Source organism: Porticoccus sp. (assembly GCA_023261185.1).
GTDB classification, from domain to species: domain Bacteria; phylum Pseudomonadota; class Gammaproteobacteria; order Pseudomonadales; family Porticoccaceae; genus Porticoccus; species Porticoccus litoralis.
In genome coordinates, this window is sequence record JALRJN010000074.1 from 13,920 (window position 1) to 33,364 (window position 19,445).

Annotated in this window: 15 protein-coding genes; 4 read left to right on the plus strand and 11 right to left on the minus strand. The window is 50.1% G+C overall.

Translation table 11 applies throughout. The annotated features are described in order from the left end of the window. Window positions 1-69: 69 nt before the first annotated feature. The 3 genes from rsgA to asd all read left to right on the plus strand — a co-directional run bounded on the left by rsgA (window position 70) and on the right by asd (window position 2,818). Complete coding sequence (gene rsgA, locus ACYZYZ_RS06760; RefSeq protein ID WP_461483711.1) at window positions 70-1,089, plus strand: small ribosomal subunit biogenesis GTPase RsgA; 1,020 nt, start codon at window positions 70-72, stop codon at window positions 1,087-1,089. Window positions 1,090-1,152: 63 nt separating this feature from the next. Beyond that, entirely contained in the window at window positions 1,153-1,959 is an 807-nt protein-coding gene (locus tag ACYZYZ_RS06765; protein ID WP_461483712.1) for a sulfurtransferase, read from the plus strand. 1 nt (window position 1,960) lies between these two features. Next, the gene (asd, locus tag ACYZYZ_RS06770; RefSeq protein ID WP_461483713.1) at window positions 1,961-2,818 is read left to right on the plus strand and encodes an archaetidylserine decarboxylase; all 858 of its coding nucleotides are present in this window, start codon (window positions 1,961-1,963) and stop codon (window positions 2,816-2,818) included. Between the two features lie 10 nt (window positions 2,819-2,828). On the opposite strand, the gene ACYZYZ_RS06775 is transcribed toward asd, so the two are convergent. The 11 genes from ACYZYZ_RS06775 to ACYZYZ_RS06825 all read right to left on the minus strand — a co-directional run bounded on the left by ACYZYZ_RS06775 (window position 2,829) and on the right by ACYZYZ_RS06825 (window position 18,197). Then, window positions 2,829-4,268 carry an HD-GYP domain-containing protein gene (locus ACYZYZ_RS06775; protein WP_461483714.1) on the minus strand — a complete coding sequence of 480 codons (1,440 nt, stop codon included), beginning with the start codon at window positions 4,266-4,268 and terminating at the stop codon, window positions 2,829-2,831. Between the two features lie 140 nt (window positions 4,269-4,408). Continuing rightward, the gene (hemE, locus tag ACYZYZ_RS06780) at window positions 4,409-5,482 is read right to left on the minus strand and encodes a uroporphyrinogen decarboxylase (RefSeq protein WP_461483715.1); all 1,074 of its coding nucleotides are present in this window, start codon (window positions 5,480-5,482) and stop codon (window positions 4,409-4,411) included. Between the two features lie 9 nt (window positions 5,483-5,491). Continuing rightward, window positions 5,492-6,910, minus strand: coding sequence for an FAD-dependent oxidoreductase (locus tag ACYZYZ_RS06785; protein ID WP_305169928.1), 1,419 nt, complete (start codon window positions 6,908-6,910; stop codon window positions 5,492-5,494). Between the two features lie 36 nt (window positions 6,911-6,946). Continuing rightward, window positions 6,947-11,401 (minus strand): glutamate synthase large subunit, encoded by a 4,455-nt coding sequence (gene gltB / locus ACYZYZ_RS06790; protein WP_461483716.1) that lies wholly within the window; start codon window positions 11,399-11,401, stop codon window positions 6,947-6,949. Window positions 11,402-11,579: 178 nt separating this feature from the next. After that, window positions 11,580-12,644, minus strand: coding sequence for a 3-dehydroquinate synthase (gene aroB / locus ACYZYZ_RS06795; protein WP_461483720.1), 1,065 nt, complete (start codon window positions 12,642-12,644; stop codon window positions 11,580-11,582). Window positions 12,645-12,715: 71 nt separating this feature from the next. Continuing rightward, window positions 12,716-13,240 carry a shikimate kinase AroK gene (gene aroK / locus ACYZYZ_RS06800; RefSeq protein ID WP_305169926.1) on the minus strand — a complete coding sequence of 175 codons (525 nt, stop codon included), beginning with the start codon at window positions 13,238-13,240 and terminating at the stop codon, window positions 12,716-12,718. After that, window positions 13,240-15,375 carry a type IV pilus secretin PilQ gene (locus ACYZYZ_RS06805; protein WP_461483717.1) on the minus strand — a complete coding sequence of 712 codons (2,136 nt, stop codon included), beginning with the start codon at window positions 15,373-15,375 and terminating at the stop codon, window positions 13,240-13,242. The genes aroK and ACYZYZ_RS06805 overlap by 1 nt, the downstream gene beginning before the upstream one ends. Window positions 15,376-15,396: 21 nt before the next feature. Further along, window positions 15,397-15,933, minus strand: coding sequence for a pilus assembly protein PilP (locus ACYZYZ_RS06810; protein ID WP_305169924.1), 537 nt, complete (start codon window positions 15,931-15,933; stop codon window positions 15,397-15,399). 2 nt (window positions 15,934-15,935) lie between these two features. Further along, window positions 15,936-16,547, minus strand: coding sequence for a type IV pilus inner membrane component PilO (locus ACYZYZ_RS06815; RefSeq protein ID WP_461483721.1), 612 nt, complete (start codon window positions 16,545-16,547; stop codon window positions 15,936-15,938). Continuing rightward, the gene (locus ACYZYZ_RS06820; protein ID WP_305169923.1) at window positions 16,547-17,128 is read right to left on the minus strand and encodes a PilN domain-containing protein; all 582 of its coding nucleotides are present in this window, start codon (window positions 17,126-17,128) and stop codon (window positions 16,547-16,549) included. Before ACYZYZ_RS06820 ends, ACYZYZ_RS06815 begins: the two co-directional genes overlap by 1 nt. A 1-nt stretch (window position 17,129) precedes the next feature. Further along, window positions 17,130-18,197, minus strand: coding sequence for a pilus assembly protein PilM (locus tag ACYZYZ_RS06825; protein ID WP_305169922.1), 1,068 nt, complete (start codon window positions 18,195-18,197; stop codon window positions 17,130-17,132). A 132-nt stretch (window positions 18,198-18,329) separates the two neighbouring features. On the opposite strand from ACYZYZ_RS06825, the gene ACYZYZ_RS06830 reads away from it, so the two are divergent. Further along, a partial coding sequence (locus tag ACYZYZ_RS06830) for a transglycosylase domain-containing protein (RefSeq protein ID WP_461483718.1) occupies window positions 18,330-19,445 on the plus strand: 1,116 nt, incomplete at its 3' end.

The window sequence follows — 19,445 nt, forward strand, 5'->3', positions numbered from 1 at the left end:
ATGCTATATCCTTGCGCCCAACGAAGCCAGCTAATAACCCCGGGCACCTATTCCAGTCAGGATTGGATTTTGAGCAAACGCCATTTAACCAAACAACAACAGCGACGCATCCAGCGTAATCAGAACAAGGCTCAGGCTGCTGTTGATAGAGTGCAGGCAGAAGCGTTGCTGACCACGGATAATCTTGGCCCGGAGCAGAATGGGCGGGTTACGGCCTGTTATGGTTCTCAGGTAGATGTTGAGCCTGAAAATGACAGCTCTCATGAATCAAAGCGCTGTCACCTACGGGCAAACCTGCCATCCATTGTCACCGGAGATAATGTTATCTGGCAGGACGGTGACCCCAAGGGTGTGGTGGTTGCCATCAAGCCACGCAACAGTGAACTTTGCCGCCCGGACAACCGCGGCAAGCTCAAACCTGTAGCTGCCAATATTGACCGCATTGTGATTGTTATCGCACCCCTGCCCGAACCCCACCGGAACCTGATTGATCGCTACCTGGTTGCGTGCGAGCATCAACAGATCACACCTGTGTTAGTGATGAACAAAAGCGACTTGCTCGATGACAATAGCCGTGACCGTCTCATGGATATGCTGTCTGACTATCAGACGCTGGGCTACGTCTGTTCGCAGGTTTCTGCCCACAGTGGCGATGGGATGGGGTTGCTCTCCGATCTTCTCGACCGAACAACCAGCGTGTTTGTCGGCCAGTCGGGTGTTGGCAAGTCTTCCTTATTAAATGCACTGTCTCCCGGGACAAATACCGCGGTTGGCGCGCTGTCAGAAGCAGTGACCAAGGGTACTCACACCACCACCAAGGCACAGTTATTTCACTTACCCGGGGGTGGTGAAGTGATCGATTCGCCGGGAATACGTGAATTCGGGTTATGGCACCTGAACCCCGAGGAAGTCGCTAGCGGCTTTATTGAATTCCGACCTTTTCTCGGCCACTGCAAATTCAGGGATTGCCAACACCGAGGCACCGAGCCCGGCTGTGCCATTAACGAAGCCATAGCTGAAGGTCACATCACTACCCAGCGAGCAGACAGCTACCGGCATATTCTACAAAGCCTCGAAAGCGGCCATTAAGCCCGACAAAACACTGCAAAATCAGTGTTACAATCGCCGCCTGCTATCAGTACGGGAGGCACCATGTCCACAATTCCAAAGTTACTCGAGCCGCAAGACCTGCTTAACCTGCTCGACCAACCCAATATTCTGATCATCGATCTGTGTAACGATGGTCTTTATACGCAAAAACATATACCCGGCGCAGTTCACGTCTCACCAAAAGAGCTGATGAATGGTGGCCAACCCTGGCCCAACAAGCTGGCATTACCCCCACAGTTAAATGCACTGTTTGGACGTCTGGGATTAACCGATGACACCCATGTCGTTGTTTACGATGATGAAGGCGGTGGTTGGGCTGGCCGCTTTGCCTGGACACTCGATGTGATTGGACACCACAACTGGTCATACCTGAACGGTGGACTGGTAGCCTGGCACAACGAAGGCTTTGCCGTGACTCAGGAAGTACCCCCTCCGACAGCAGTTGAGTTTGATGTAAAGGTCGACCTAGAAGCACTGGTGAGAACCGAAGAAATCATAGCTCACCTGGATTCCGGCGACTGGCAAATCTGGGATGCTCGCACCCCGGCAGAGTTCTGCGGCGAAAGAGTCATGGCCGATAAGGGCGGACACATTCCCGGCGCCATCAACTGCGAGTGGACCAGCCTGATTGATAACCATAGGAATATGCGAATTCGCGAGGATGCCCTGGAGCGACTGGCTGCAATCGGAATCGATCCCAGCAAACCCACTGTGACACACTGCCAATCTCACCACCGTTCTGGTTTTACCTACATGCTAGGAAGAATATTGGGCTTTGACGATATACGAGCCTATGACGGCTCTTGGTGGGAATGGGGTAATCGCCCGGATACTCCAGTGGAGCAATAGTTTGAACACATACCTGGCGGAATGGTTTGTCGCACTGCAGCGACTATTACCCCAACACGGACTGTCCCGGTTGGGGAAAAAACTCGCGGAGTCTCAATCACCGCGAGTGAAAAATGCGCTGATTCGACAGTTTATTAAAACCTACCAGGTCAACATGGAAGAGGCTTTATCTGCATCGCCCGATGACTACGCCTGTTTCAATGACTTTTTCACCCGCGCACTTAAGCCGGAAGCCAGGCCTATCGCCAAGGGCGATAGCGTGATCACCTCGCCGGCAGATGGGGCCGTCAGCCAACTGGGCACCATTACCGCAGGCGAAATTTTTCAGGCTAAAGGTAAATCCTTTTCTGTAGAGACACTGCTAGGTGAAGCTAACGAGGATAGCCGGCTCTTTCAGCAGGGTCAGTTCATGACCATTTACTTGTCGCCAAGCGACTATCACCGTGTCCATATGCCGGTGTCCGGCACACTCGACTACTGTCGCTATATTCCTGGAAAACTGTTTTCGGTCAATGCGGCTACCACTGCCATGGTCGATGGGCTATTTGCCAAAAATGAACGCTTGGTCTGCGTTTTTGACACTGATTTTGGCCGCTGCGCTGTGGTGATGGTTGGCGCGATGATGGTAGCGGGTATTGAAACCGTATGGCAAAAAGGCTATCAGGCAAATCAGCTGCGTGTGGATCAGTTTAAACCTGAAGAGATTACACTGGACAAGGGTGAAGAGATGGGCCGTTTTAAATTTGGCTCAACAGCAATTCTGCTGTTTGAACCAAATACTATCCACTGGTCACCGGAGATTGCCAGTGGTCACAATGTGCAGATGGGCCAGGAGATAGGCCAGCGAATGCCTGGCTGACAGCCAAAGATCAAATTCGAAAACGATCCTTCAGGTTGGTAAACATACCGAATTTCTTAGGTGAAGTTTCCACAACTTCCTGATCGCCAGCCAAAGCACTATCAAGAACTTTGCTGGCATTTTTCATGAAAATGGTGGTAACTGCAGGTATATCAACGTCATAGCCTGACAACTCCAGATCCCTTGCAATCGCCAGCTTGGAGACCGAACGCGCCTTGGCCACGCCACTACTCATCAAAGCTTCTCGCGACTGCTTCTCGTCCTTCAAGTCCAACAGTATATATTCGCCAGAAGCCTTGGCTTTTTTCTGATTGAAGACCGCCACCTTAGGTGTCAAGCGAGAATCCGCATGTTGCTCTACCACTACACCGACATCACCAGTGGTCAACTCCACCAGAGTCCCGGTGGGATACAAGCCGATCGACTGGATAAACTGAACAATCAGGTCATCCTGAAATTTTTTGTCTCGCATGTTGTAGAGCAGACTGACGGCACGAGATGGCGCCACAGGATCCTCAGACTCTTGCGGATTTGAAATAGCATCATATGTCGTGGCAATACCAGCAATACGGGCCAACAGGGGAATTTTCCCGCCCATAATACCCTCGGGAAAACCACTGCCATCAAAGCGTTCACAGTGGTAACGAACCACTGAAATCACCCGAGGCTCAACATTTTTCGAGGCTCGGAGCATTTCCACCCCGTACTCAACAAATTGCTGGTATTCCTTGTTTTCTTCAGGGGTGCGACGCTTTTTGCGCAACAGTCCATTGGGCAATTTGACCTTGCCGATGTCCTTTAACAGAGTACCCAGACAAAGTACGGACATGTCGCCCTTGGGCATTCCAATGTAGCGGGCAAATTGAACGGCCCAAAGCGCCGCTCTCATACTGTGGTCGTGTGTATGCTGATCTTTAAGACGCAGTCTCAACAACCAGGTGAATGCATCAGGACAGCGCACAACGCTATTGACCATATCAGCAACCGCATCTTTCAGCAGCTGATAATCAAAATCTCGACCTTTGGCTATCTGTTTGGCGGCAAGAGTAAACTGGCCGCGCAATTGCAATAATGCCTTTTCAGCATGTGCCACTTCACTGCTAAGCGGCACAACCTCAGTGTAAACATTGCGCTTGACCTCAATCGGAGTCACGTCACTTTTCTCCGTTATACCGGCCTGAGCTTTTGTCAGTGAAGAAATTATTTTTTTTCCTTGACCTGATTTGGCGGAGTAAGCATCGGTTACAACTGTGCCGATCGGGCTAGCGCCCTTGGTCACATCAATGAAAACAAAGTCACAGTAGTTACGCAGTGCGCTTATCTCCTTCGGGCTTTTGACCAGCAAGCCCTGGATGGGGAAAGGTGTTTGACTCCACGGGCGATCAAGACAGGAGACGTACATACCAATGGTGACGTCTTCCGCTCTGATTTTAACCTGTTTGATGCTCATAGCTTTCACCCCCCCTATCAGGGGTAGAGATAATTTTTAGCCTGCGTTAAACCACAGACTGACAACGTAAGAATAAACCCGACAAAAAGAAAGGCAAGAGAGAGGGTGTCGCCGGTCAGAAATAACGATAACTGGTTACTTTAATTAGAGTTTTTGTGGTATTTCTCTGACAGTTCGTGAACTGCGTCAACAAATGCACCGGCGTGTTCAGGGTGGATATCCGGAGTTATCCCGTGACCCAGATTAAAGATATGGCCTGAACCAGCACCATAACTTTCAAGAATCGAAGCAACTTCCTGACGGATCCGGGCGGGGGAAGCCCTAAGCACAGCGGGGTCCATATTGCCTTGCAGGGCAACTTGCCCCCCAACGCGTTGACGCGCGGTGCCGATGTCAGTTGTCCAGTCCAGACCTATTGCATCACAACCAGCGCCAGCGATGGCTTCGAGCCACTGGCCACCACCTTTAGTAAAGAGGATAACGGGCACAGGGCGCCCCTCATTTTCTTTCAATAATCCCGAGACAATTTTGCGCATGTAGGCAAGTGAAAATTCCTGGTAAGCACTATGAGAGAGACTCCCACCCCAGGTATCAAAGATTTGTACTGCCTGTGCTCCCGCTGCAATCTGTGCGTTCAGGTACACAATCACCGACTCAGCCAGAACATCCAGCAGTTGGTGCATCAGCTCAGGCTGTTCATACATGAGTGTTTTACAACGGGCAAAATCACGACTTGAGCCTCCCTCAACCATGTAAGTTGCCAATGTCCAGGGACTCCCTGAAAAACCGATCAGCGGCACCCGCCCATTCAATTCACGGCGGATGGTACTCACTGCATCAACAACATAAGCCAGGTCTTCATGGGGCTTAACTACCTCCAGAGCAGTGATCTCCTTTTCGGTACGTACCGGCTTTCGAAATTTTGGACCCTCGCCCGCTTCAAAATAGAGGCCAAGGCCCATCGCATCAGGGATAGTCAGGATGTCAGAAAATAGAATGGCGGCATCGAGCGGATAGCGCTCAAGAGGCTGCAATGTGACTTCACAGGCAAGATCCGGGTTGGTACACAACCCCATAAAGTCCCCAGCTTGGCTACGGGTCTCCCGGTACTCAGGCAAGTATCTCCCCGCCTGTCGCATCATCCAAACAGGAGTGACATCTACCGGCTGACGCAGCAATGCCCGCAGGAAGCGGTCGTTTTTCAATGCCGTCATTAGTGCGCCTTAAATTTCCAGGTAATCCAGGATGCCTTCACCGGCCTGACGGCCTTCCCAGATAGCAGTCACCACCAAGTCTGACCCACGTACCATATCACCACCGGCAAATACCTTGGGATTGCTGGTTTGAAACTTGTAGGGCTGTTCTTCAGGAGCAATGACCCCCTGCCAGCTGTTCAGCTCTACGTCGATATCACTTAACCAGGGAGCCGGGCTGGGCTGAAAACCAAAAGCAATCAAAACAACATCTGCCGGCAGAATTTCTTCACTGCCCGCAACAGGGACCGGGCGACGACGACCTTTTTCATCGGGCTCACCCAGTTCGGTGGTAACAACCTTAATACCTTCCACACGATCATTACCGACAATTTCTATGGGTTGCCGGTTGAACAGGAACTCGACCCCTTCTTCCTTGGCATTCTGCACTTCACGGCGAGAACCAGGCATATTGGCTTCATCTCGCCGGTATGCACAGACCACAGCCTCTGCACCCTGACGGATTGATGTGCGGTTACAGTCCATGGCGGTATCACCTCCGCCCAACACCACAACTCGCTTGCCTGCCACACTGATAAAGTCAGAGGAATCTTTTTCCCAACCCATATTGCGGTTCACGTTAGCAATCAGGAAGGGCAACGCATCATACACACCTGGCAGGTTTTCACCGGGAAACCCTCCTTTCATATAGGTGTATGTTCCCATACCGAGAAATACCGCATCAAATTCCTGCAGCAGAGCAGTCATCTCCACGTCCTTGCCCACCTCGGTATTGAGTCGGAATTCGACGCCCATATCCTCGAAAACCCGACGGCGATTCTGCATCACAGACTTTTCCAGCTTGAATTCGGGTATACCGAAGGTAAGCAACCCACCAATTTCAGGGTAACGATCAAAAACGACCGGCTTCACCCCGTTTCGAACCAGGATGTCTGCACATCCCAACCCCGCAGGGCCCGCACCAATAATGGCAACTCGCTTGTCCGTCCACTTCACGTTTGACATATCAGGGCGCCAGCCCATGGCAAATGCCGTGTCAGTGATAAACTTTTCCGCACTGCCGATGGTCACTGCGCCAAAGTCCTGATTGAGGGTGCAGGCACCTTCACAGAGTCGATCCTGCGGACAAACACGACCACAAACTTCGGGCAACGTATTGGTCATATGGCTGAGTTCAGCTGCCTCAAGGATGTTGCCGTCAGAAAGGAGCTTTAGCCAGTTGGGAATGTAGTTGTGTACGGGGCACTTCCACTCACAATAGGGATTCCCGCAGTCCAGACATCGGTGCGCCTGACTGGAAGCATCTTTCTGTTCAAACGGTTCGTAGATCTCAACAAATTCACGTGTGCGACTCAGGAGCCCTTTTTTACTGGGTTCTCCCCGCTCAACCTGAACGAATTGAAAATTGTTGTTTAGCCTCTGGGTCATAAATCCAAACCTATTCTCAGTTGCACCGTTTGCCTGTTACTGGGGTTCTGCCCGAGTATGCTGCAGCAGACCCTGCAGACTCGCCGCCTTGGGTTTTACCAGCCAGAAGCTACTCACATAATGTTCAAAGTTATCGAGAATCGTCTGGCCCCAAGAACTACCCGTTTCCTCGACAAACTCTTTAACAATGCCTTCCAGATTGTGTCGGTACTCCTCAGTGGCTTCGCTGGTAATACGCTGAATATCAACTAGCTCCATATTGTAGCGGTCGACAAAATTGCGCTCTTGGTCCAGCACATAAGCAAAACCGCCGGTCATACCTGCGCCGAAGTTGTACCCTGTTTCTCCCAGCACCACGACAATACCGCCGGTCATATATTCACAGCAGTGGTGCCCAGCACCTTCAATCACTGCAAGAGAACCGGAGTTTCTCACGGCAAAACGTTCACCTGCCCGGCCTGCCGCGAACAGCTTGCCCCCCGTGGCACCATAAAGACAGGTATTACCAACAATCGGCGCATCATTTGAGGCGTAGCGGCTGTTTTCAGGCGGTGCAATGACAACCTTACCACCGGCCATACCCTTGCCTACGTAGTCATTGGCGTCACCAATCAGGTGTATATCCAGGCCACCGGCATTCCAGACACCCAGTGACTGCCCGGCCACACCCCTCAAGTTCAACTTGATCGGCGCATCAACCATGCCCTGGTTGCCGTAACGCTTGGCTATTTCACCCGACAATCTGGCGCCAATTGAGCGATCACAGTTACTGACCGAATAGCTGAATTCACCGCCGGCCTTACTTTCAATGGCCGGCAGAATTTCTGTAACCATCTGCTCGGCCAAAACACCCTTATCAAATGGGTAGTTTCTGGCAACCTGACAAGTTTGTGGCTTGCTCTGAAGCAGTTCATCGGTGTAGATAATAGGCGAAAGATCCAGCTTCTTATGCTTTTCCGTTGTACCGGAAAGCGTCTCCAAAAGGTCTACCCGACCCACTAGCTCTCCCAACGTCCTGACACCTAAACGGGACATCCACTCACGTGTTTCTTCTGCCATAAAGCGGAAAAAGTTGCGCGCCATTTCTACCGTACCGTGGTAGTACTCTTCCCGCAGCTGTTTGTCTTGGGTGGCAACACCTGTTGCGCAGTTGTTGAGGTGACAGATGCGTAGATATTTACAACCCAGCGCAATCATAGGCGCAGTTCCGAAACCGAAACTTTCTGCACCTAAAATGGCCGCTTTGACCACATCAAGGCCGGTTTTCAAACCGCCATCGGTCTGAACCCTCACTTTGTCGCGCAGATCATTGGCCCTTAATGTCTGGTGGGTTTCCGCCAAACCAAGCTCCCACGGGGAACCGGCATAGCGAATAGACGTCAGTGGGCTGGCCGCTGTGCCACCGTCATAACCGGAGATCGTAATCAAATCTGCATAGGCCTTGGCCACGCCGGCTGCAATGGTTCCCACGCCAGGTCTGGATACAAGCTTAACGGACACCAATGCCTGCGGATTGACCTGCTTCAGGTCAAAGATAAGCTGAGCCAAGTCCTCAATGGAATAGATATCGTGGTGAGGAGGTGGCGAAATCAGGGTGACACCGGGAACCGAATAACGCAGTCTGGCAATCAAGTCATTGACTTTACCACCCGGCAACTGCCCTCCCTCACCCGGCTTTGCACCTTGCGCAACCTTGATCTGGATGACTTCAGCACTGGAAAGGTAATGTGGCGTGACGCCAAAACGACCAGAGGCAACCTGCTTGATTTTGGAAACCTTGATCGTGCCATATCGGGCAGGATCTTCGCCACCTTCACCAGAGTTAGACCTGCCGCCGAGGCTATTCATGGCTTCTGCCAACGCCTCATGTGCTTCGGGTGACAATGCACCCAATGACATGCCGGCAGAATCGAACCGTTTGATAATATCTTCAATCGGCTCGACTTCACTCAGTAGCACAGGAGCAATATCGCCTCTCACCTTCAACAGATCACGAAGTGTTGCTATCGGCCTGTCATTTACCAATCCGGCATAATCATGCCAGGCAGCATAATCATTGTTCTGTACCGATTTGTGTAATGCTGTAACGACATCCGGATTGAAAGCATGATATTCCTGACCATGCACATATTTCAGCAAACCACCCGGGTTAATGGGCTTGCGATCACTCCAGGCTTCTGCCGCCAGCAATTTCAAGTCGTTTTGCAGCTCGCCGAAACCGGCACCCTCGATTCGACTTGGCGTTTCAGCAAAGCAGATTTCAACAACATCAGATGACAAACCGATAATTTCGTACAACTGGGCACCCCGGTATGAACCGATTGTAGAGATACCCATCTTGGATAAAATCTTAAGCAGCCCCTTGTTAATACCCTTACGGTAGTTTTTGAAGGCTGTTCCCAGATCACACAGTACTTCCCCGGAATTCACAAGATCTGACAGAATATGGAAACTCAAATAGGGATAAACGGCAGAAGCACCATAGCCAATCAATGTGGCGATCTGATGCGAATCGCGAGCCGAGGCCGTGCTGGCGATGATGTTCGCATTACACCGCTCACCTACGGCAATCAGATGATGGTGCACAGCCCCCACAGCCATAAGCATTGGAATGGGCAACTTATCTGCAGCAATCTCTGAGTCAGACAGGATACAAAGTACGACACCCTCTTTGACCGCTTTTTCCACTTCCAGACACAGGTTCTGAATAGCGTCTTTGAGGCTAAATGTTTGGGGGTTGTAATTGACACCAAACTTTTTAACCGGGTACTCGCTCTGGTCAATATTTTTCAGCGCATAATACTTTCGAGGTGACAGTACGGGGCTGTTCAAATTGACACGCCTACCGTGTTCAGGCGTTTCCGAAAAAAGGCACTCTTCCCGACCCAGCTGGGTAGCCAATGACATCACCAGTGATTCGCGCAGAGGATCAATAGGTGGGTTTGTCACCTGAGCAAATTGCTGGCGGAAGTAATCGTAAAGGGAGCGCTGCTTTGCAGAAAGCACAGCCATGGGTGTGTCGTCACCCATGGAGCCAACAGCTTCCTGACCGCCTTCGGCCAGTGGTCTCAACACCTGGTCTCTTTCTTCCTGGCTGGCAAGAAACAGCTTCATGTAACGGCGCACCTGCTCGCGACTGAGCGCCCCCTCCACCTCGATGCTGTCTTGGTCCATGGTGGACATGACCTTGACCGTGCCTTCTCGCAACCATTGCTGGTAAGGATTTCCTGATGCCAGCTCGCGATCTATGTCTTCAGCAGTCAACATATTGCCAGTCAGGGTATCAATGGAGAGGATGTCACCGGGCCCAAGTCGGCCTTTTGCAACCACGTTTTCCGGTTGATATTTGTAGACACCGATTTCAGAAGCTACAGTGATGATGTCATCATCTGTCAGCACCCAACGAGATGGACGCAGACCGTTTCGGTCCAAGGTACAGACGGCATAGCGACCGTCAGTAATCACCATTCCTGCGGGCCCATCCCAAGGCTCCATATGCATGGATATGTATTCAAAATATGCCCGTTCGTTGGGCCCGTAATCCTGTGTGTTGTTCCAGGCAGGCGGCACCAGCAAGCGAACGGCCTTGTGCAGATCCATACCACCAGCCACGAGAACTTCCAACATGTTATCCAGGCTGGAAGAGTCTGAGCCCGTTCTGTTCACCAAGGGTGCAACATCCAGCAAATCGGGCAACAGCGGGGTCTCAAATTTCGGTGTTCTCGCTACCGACCAGTTACGGTTCCCGGTAATGGTGTTGATTTCACCATTGTGAGCAAGCATCCGGAATGGCTGAGCCAAAGGCCAGCGAGGCATTGTATTTGTCGAGAAACGCTGGTGAAAAACACAAATTGCGGTTTCCAGCGCAGGATCATCCAGATCAAGGTAAAACTTGGGCAGGTCTACCGGCATCATCAGCCCTTTGTAGCTGATAACATTGGCCGACAAACTTGCAATGTAGAACGACTCATCTGCCGCTAGGACTTTTTCTGCCTTGCGTTTGGCAATAAAGAGACGAGCGTTAAACGGCTGTTCCTCTAGATCGCCTGCAGCCACAAACACCTGCGCAAAGACAGGCAGGGATCGCAAGGCAATTTCGCCAAGACAATCTGTATTGGTAGGCACTTCCCGCCAGCCAATAACCTGAAGCCCTTCTTTTTGAAGCGTTTCATTAACGACTTGCTGAGACTGTTCACGGAGTGCAGCATCCTGGCTCAACATGACGGCGCCAACCGCATAGAGCTCTGGCAGGTCTACAGCAAACAGCTCTTGCGCAACCTGACGCATAAAGCTATCTGGTTTTTGCAACAACAAGCCGCAGCCATCACCTGTCTTCCCATCGGCGGCAATACCACCGCGGTGGGTCATACAAGTTAATGACTCAATGGCCGTTTCCAGGATACGGTGACTTGCTTGCCCCTTAGTATGGGCAATCAAACCAAAACCGCAGTTATCTTTGAATTCATCTAACCGATAAAGGCCTGTCGACATAATAAAACTCTAGACAGAAAGCAAGTAAAAACAGCTGGTTATATGGCCCAAAAATAGGTGACTCATATGGGCACAAAAGGAGGGACATTTTACATGGCAGAAGCCTGCGCCACAAATATCTAAAAGATAAAAGCCTATGGCGAAGGGATAACTATGAAGCCAAGAGCTTCATTCTGGTTCATTCTTCTGCTGACAGCAAGCTTCTCAGGTAGTCCGCGTCGAAATCTGAAGTAACCGTGGCTTCCCCCAAAGACTTCAACAATACCAGTCGCAAAGTGCCATCAAGAACCTTTTTATCGACGCTCATTAGGGACATGAACGTTTGGCGATCAATACTCTTAGGAGCCCATACTGGCAACTGACATTGCTCCAATAGGTTCACCACACGCAGCTTGTCTTCTTCACTTACCCAGCCCATCCTCCTGGAGAGCTCGGTCGCCATCACCATTCCCGCTGCAATAGCTTCTCCATGCAGCCATTCTCCATATCCCTGAGCGGTTTCAATGGCATGACCGAAGGTGTGACCAAAATTCAGAATAGCCCGAACACCACCTTCTTTTTCATCTTCATGAACTACTTTTGCCTTGTTTTCACAGGAACGGTGAACTGCGAATGCAATTGCTTCAGGATCACGAGCCAGCAATCGTTCCATATTACTTTCCAGCCAGACAAAAAAATCCGCATCCCGAATCAAGCCGTATTTAACAACTTCAGCTAACCCTGCGCGGTATTCTCTATCGGGCAGCGTGTTAAGGGTATCTGTATCAGCAATCACACATTGCGGCTGGTAGAAAGCTCCAATCATATTTTTCCCTTTCGGGTGATTGACAGCTGTCTTACCTCCTACAGAAGAGTCGACCTGGGCCAGTAAAGTTGTAGGGATCTGGATAAAATTGACACCCCGCTGATAGCAGGCTGCCGCAAACCCCGTCATATCACCAACGACACCGCCACCCAGCGCAATTAGCGTTGTGGTCCGGTTATGTTGCTTGCTAAGCAACTCATCAAAAATCCGGTTCAATGTATCCAGGTTTTTAAATTTTTCACCGTCAGGGAGAATAGTTGTATCAACTTGGTAGCCCGCCAGAATTTGACAGACTTTGCTCAGGTATAAAGGTGCTATCGTCTCATTTGACACGATCATGACTTGAGAGCCAGAAATAAATGGGCACAAGTGCTCTGGTTTGGACAGAAGGCCCTCACCGATAAAAATTGGATAACTGCGATCGCCCAGGTCGACCATTAAAGAGGTAGCGGCGGCAAAACTGGTCACTATCATCGACTCCCCGTCAGAAGGGGTGCGAATTTACCACATCAACATCGATGCTGGCGAACCTCTCTTGTTACCCACTCAGCAACAAATTGAGGTTTTTTTCTTTCTGTTTCGACGATGAGGTCAGCCACCTCCCGATACAACGGGTCTCGTTCTTTCATTAGCCGTGTCAATACAGATAGCGGATCATCGACCTGCAGGAGTGGCCGCGAACGGTCATGCGCCGTCCGTTCAAGCAATTGCTTCGCAGATGCACATAGGTAGACGACACATCCCCGGGACTTGAGCACTTCCCTATTTTGGGGGTCGATGACGGCACCGCCACCGGTGGCCAACAGAATGCCCTCATCGGCCGCCAACTCTGCCAGCAACAAGCTTTCCCGCTTGCGAAAGCCTGCCTCTCCCTCAACATCGAATATCCAGGGAATATCTGCCCCACAACGCTTTTCTATTTCAGCGTCCAGATCAACAAATTTGAGAGAAAGATTTTTTGCGGCGATACGGCCAATTGTGGTCTTGCCGGCCCCCATGGGGCCGACAAGAAAGACATTGTTAGGTTTTGACATTAATCAAGAAGGGCTTCGCTGAGAATTTTAGGCGTAATAAAGACAAGGATTTCACGCTTTTCCATATCATCCAGGTCCTTACGGAAAAGCCTACCCAGATAGGGAATATCACCAAAGAAAGGCACGTTCTCAACCGTATCGACAGTTGACATCTGGAACAGCCCACCGAGCACAAGTGTCTGCCCATCACCAACAATGGCCTTGGTTTCAACCTGCGTCACATCAATCACGGGCTCTCCTGTAGGCAAGATATCTCCAATGGAGTCCTGATTGACATTGATATCCATCACTATGCGACCGTCTGGGGTTATTTGTGGCGTTACTTCAAGCTTGAGCACAGCTTCTTTAAACTGAACAGATGTTGCACCACTTGACGTCGCATTCTGGTAGGGGATCTCTGTACCCGTTTTGATAGATGCCTTTTGCTTATCACCCGTCAGCACCTTCGGTTGAGAAACAATTTCGCCTGTTCCTTCATTTTCTAAGGCGCTTAATTCCAGGTCGAGGAAAGTATTCTGCGTAAGCAGCTCGATAGCAAAGCTACCTGTTGGGTTGTTGACACCCAAATCCACACCTAGGCCTGCATCATTAACAAGAATTGTGCCGCCACCCTGATTGAATACCTGAATGGGGTTGTAGGGGCTTTCAAAGTTTTCAATTGAGCCGCCAAAACCAAAGTCTGAGCTATCCGGTGTTCTGGCACCCTGAATGCCAAGACGTGCGCCAATTTCTTTTCTGAAATCCGTGTTGGCAATCACAATACGCGCTTCGATCAGCACCTGCCTGATGGGAATATCGATCTCTTCGATCAACGCCATGAAATCCCTGATCTTGTCTTCCGTATCCGTCAGGATAATGGTGTTGGTCCTGTCATCAACAATAGCTGAGCCACGATTAGACAACATACTATCTGTGGCATTGCGACCGCCACCGCCGCCGCCACCACCATTGCGGCGAACATCAAACAATTCATACAGCTCACGCGCATCGGCGTACTTGATCTTAATAAACTCCGTACGCAACGGCGCCAGCTCTTCCAGCTGTTTATTTGCCTCAACCTGCAAGCGTTCCCTCTCTGCAATCTCTGCAGCAGGAGCCACCATCAACACATTTCCGTCCTGACGTTTATCCAGCCCTTTGGCTTTCAAAACAATATCTAACGCCTGATCCCAAGGCACATTTTCAAGACGTAGCGTAATGCTACCCCTGACTGTATCACTGGCCACCAGGTTCAAATCGGTAAAGTCCGCAATCAACTGCAGGACTGAGCGAACTTCAATATCTTGAAAATTAAGCGAAAGCTTGTCACCGACATAAGCAAAACGGGATTTTTTCTGCTCAACCTCTTCAGCCGTGAGCGGTTTGACACTGACAATATATTGGTCATCTGCCTGATAGGCCATATAGTCATATTCACCCAAGGCATCGACCACCACTGTTGTCGTCGAGCCGTCAGAGGTAGTATCGATTTCTTTGACTGGGGTTGCAAAATCCATGACATCCAGACGGCGATCCAGCTCTTCCGGAAGCGATGTGCGGAAGAAGCTCAATTTTATATCACCAGCCGTTTGTGTGATATCAACACTAACTGATGGGTCAGAGAGGCCAACAATCACCAGACCTTCACCCTTTTCACCGCGACGGAAGTCTACAGATTTGAGACTAAAGTCCTGAGCAGCTGGCTTACTACGAGAAGTTGTTACAGCCTGCGCAACTGTTTTCTTTTCAGTACGTGCAACACCTTCACTCGCACCCACAACCATCGTCATAACATTGCCTGTGACACTGGTTTCGTAAGGTGCCATTTGTTGCATATTGAGAATAAGGCGTGTTCTGTCTGATGTTCCCAGCAAGACAGCACTGCGAGCATTTTCAAATGAGAGAGAATGCTTTCTCTCCAGATCACTAGTTACACCCGGCAGATCAAGGACAATTCTAGCCGGACTATCTATCGTGTATCCCTCTGGAGCTGGAGGAGAATCAGAGAATGACATCTTGACTTCAAACCTGTCTCCAGGCAGAGCCACAAAACTGATATCTTCCAATGACACCTGAGCCAATACCTGTGATGAAACCCCAAGACTGAGCGAAAGCCCAACCAGCATCAACACACTCTTTTTCAGATAGCCTTTCATCTCGCGATCCCCAAACATCGATTATTCCTTCTCTCTCAGAGCCAGGGTCCGCGGACGCTCGACCCAGTTTCCCTTGCCATCGGGAACGATTTCTACCACCTCAACCTTGGATTCAGTAATCGTTTTAATTCGCCCATGGTTTTTCCCAAGGTAATTGCCAACGGTTACCCGGTGTATTCCCCCACTGCCATCGTTAATCAATGACCAGATCATTCCATCTTGCGACAGAATGCCGACCATCGACAAAGCTGCAAAGTTGTATGATTCCAAATACTCTTTCTTACGGGACTCATTGGGAGCATCAACCGTATTTTTGCCGGCCAGTTTTTCACCATCAGCCACCAAAAGTGGTGGATCAAATGGACTACGCATGGCAATTGCGCCATACCTGAACGTCTTGTAGGAACGGAAGGTCGGTATAGGCTCAATATCACCGGATGGGCGAGCCTTCACTTCCTTCATAAACTGTTGTAAATCTTTATGTTCACCGTCGCCAGCACAGCCTGATGCGAGAACACAGCTGACGAAAACAAAAAACAAACCCATCAACCTGGCCATTTTCAGTCTTCCTGCGTCTTGTAGCGGTAGGTTTTTGCTTCAATCTCAAGAGCTAGAAGGCCGCCATTCCCTCTTGCTGACAAGCTGAAATCATGCAAAGTCACAATACGAGGCAGGCCCGCAACACCACTTACAAAGGCACCGACATCGTGATAGCCACCTTGAGCGACGATCTTGATAGGTAATTCCACGTAGAATTCAGCAGAACGTTCCGGCTGCAGTGTAATACTGGCAATATTAAGGCTCGCCCCCTGCCCCAATTCGGTAATATCTTCCAGTAAACCAGGTACTTCAGTATCACTGGGGAGTTGAGCCAACAGAGCACCAAAGATTTTTTCCATTTCAGCCATCTGCTCTCGATACTCTTCAAGATTGGCTGCTTCAAACGCTCTTTTTTCAAAGGTTTTTTTCAGCGTCACTTCCTGAGCCTGAACCTTCTGCAATTGCACTCCCATATCTTTAATATGGAAGTAGTACGTTCCCACCAAGACAAGAGAAAGGATCAAAACAAGAATGATTCCCCTGACAGGCAGAGGCCAAACCCCGACCGTCTCAAAATCCGGGTCCGCATAATTGAAGTCTTTTAACTGCTGAAATGTTTCATTCAGTGCCATCATGCATCTCCCTTACCCATAGCAGCATCATCCTCTGCCGGAGAAGCGATGACTTTTGCACGCATCTCAAAGCGACTGCCGTCTTCACCGAGGGTTTGATCTGCCTGAACCTTGGTCAAATTCGGCTCTGAAAACTTATAGGATGCATCCAACTGTCTCATCAAAGCGGATACGCGATTGTTGGATTCGGCATAGCCGACCAGGGAAATGCGACTACCCTTTAACGTCATCTTGGTAAAGTAGACACCGTCGGGAATTGCCCGCACAAACTCGTCATACAGCTTAACAATTTCTGGCCTGTTGCCCTGCAGCTCCTGTATCACCTGCATACGATCCAGGAGGTCTTGGCGACGCTTTTTAAGCTCCTTAATCTCAGCAACCTGTTTATCGAGTTTGGCAATCTCACTCTTGAGCAACTGATTTCTGCTTTCTTGATTGGATATTTGAGCGTTAACCACGCGATCCCAACCAAAAGCCACCAATGCTCCCACAATCAACATCACACACATGAGGGTGATGAATTCCTTTTTCTTCTCGGCGCGGTAAGCCTCACGCCAGGGAAGGAGGTTAATCTTGGCCATACTATTCCAATCCCCTCAGCGCCAGACCCGCTGCAATCAACATAGCAGGAGCATCATTACTTAGTGCAACAGCATCTACCTTGCCCGACACTTCCATATCAGCAAACGGGTTAGCCAGCATCGTTGGCAGTCCCAGCTTTTCTTCCACCTCATCCCTCAAACCCTCCATAGCAGAGACACCTCCAGCCATAATCAACTGGTCAACATAGTTGTATTGGCTGGATGAAAAGAAGAATTGCAATGAGCGAGAAATCTGCTGCACCAAGGCATCCTTAAAAGGCTCAAGCACCTCAGACACATAATCTTCAGGTAGGCCACCCTGCTTCTTGGCTTGGCCCGCCTCTTCCAGAGAAAGCCCGTAACGCCGCTGGATTTCTTCCGTTACTTGCTTGCCCCCAAAAAGCTGCTCCCGGGTATAGACGGTCTTGCCATTCACCAGAACGCTTAAGGTCAACATGGTGGCACCCACATCAGCGATAGCCACCACTTGCTCTCCCAGCTCTTCCAGCTGTGTCGCCAACAACTCAAACGCCCGCTCCACAGCAAAAACTTCAACGTCTACAACCTTGGGATTCAACCCGGCCATTTCCAACGACTCTGCTCGTGAATCCACATTCTCACGCCGGCAGGCCGCCAACAGGACATCTACCTGGTCCGCGTTGTTCTGGGAAGGGCCAATTACTTCAAAATCAAGGGCAACTTCATCAAGGGGATAAGGAATATACTGATCAGCCTCAAGAGCAATTTGTGTCTCCATCGCCTGCTCATTGAGGTCAGCCGGCATTTCAATCACTTTTGTGATCACCGAAGAGCCTGAAACTGCCACGGCAGCATCCTTGGCCTTTGCCTTAGCTTGGGAAACAACCTTGCGTATAGTCTCTGCCAAGGCCTCGACATTGTTGATATTTTTTTCAACAACGGTATTGGGTGGCAACGGCCTTACCAGGTAGCTTTCCACCTTGTAACGACTACCGCTTCTACTTATCTCCAGCAACTTCACAGCAGAAGAGCTTATATCCAGCCCCAATAAACTTTTGGGTTGCTGGTCTAGAAAACTGAAAATTCCCATTTTTGTTTTCTTTTCCATAGGTTACGCAAAGCAACTAACAGAGAACTTTAACTATTTCCCGCAAGTTTGCAAGTAGTGTATCGCTGTTCCTTTGACTCTATAATATCACGCTGATTTTAAAACGGCTTCAACATGACTCATCCTATTCTCAAAATAACAAGCCTTTTGATTTGGCTGCTTGCCTGTGCGGCCGGCGGCGGCCTTGTCGTCACAGGCAGTTTGTATCTATACCTTAGCCCCAAACTGCCGCCCGTTGAAAGCCTCAGAGAGATAAAACTGCAGACTCCTTTGAGAATCTATTCACAAGATTCACAACTTATTGGTGAATTTGGGGAGATGCGAAGAAACCCTGTGACCTTTGATGAAATTCCAGTGTCTTACATTTACGCCCTTCTATCAGCCGAAGACGACAGCTTTTATACGCACTCCGGCGTAGACATAAAGGGCCTGTTGCGTGCCGCTTCACAATTAATGACATCCGGTGAAATCAAAACAGGTGGCAGCACCATCACCATGCAGGTTGCGAGGAACTTCTTTCTCACCCACAAACAGACGTTCACACGCAAGTTCAATGAAATCCTTCTTGCGCTCAGAATCGAAGACGAGCTTACAAAAAATGAGATCTTGACGTTGTATGCCAACAAAATTTACCAGGGCAACCGGGCCTACGGTATCGAAGCGGCGGCACAAGTCTATTACGGCAAACACATCAATGAACTCAATCTCGCCCAATTAGCCATGATTGCGGGCTTGCCCAAAGCACCATCAGCCTACAACCCTCTGGCCAATCCGAATCGAGCCCTGATTCGCCGGAACTGGATTTTAAAAAGGATGTTTACACTGGATTACATCGATGAGGACACCTACACATCAGCCGTTAATGAGCCGGTAACCGCCACCTACCACGGCTATACCAGTCAGCTGGACGCACCTTATGTTGCCGAGATGGCCAGACTGGAAATTATCGACATGGTTGGCACTGCAGCCTACACCGATGGTTATCGCGTATATACCACCGTCGAAAGCAAGCTACAGCAAAGCGCCCAAAAGGCGGTACAGGATGGGTTGATCGCCTACGATAGTCGCCACGGTTACCGCGGGCCTGAAAAAAGGCAACTCAAGGAAGAGCAATGGATGGGGGCACTTAGAGAAACCCCGACGTTAGGCGGCCTGTCACCGGCTATTGTCATGCAAGTAAAAGAACAGTCGTTGCTTGTACAGCTTCCCAATGAAGAACAAACAGAAATT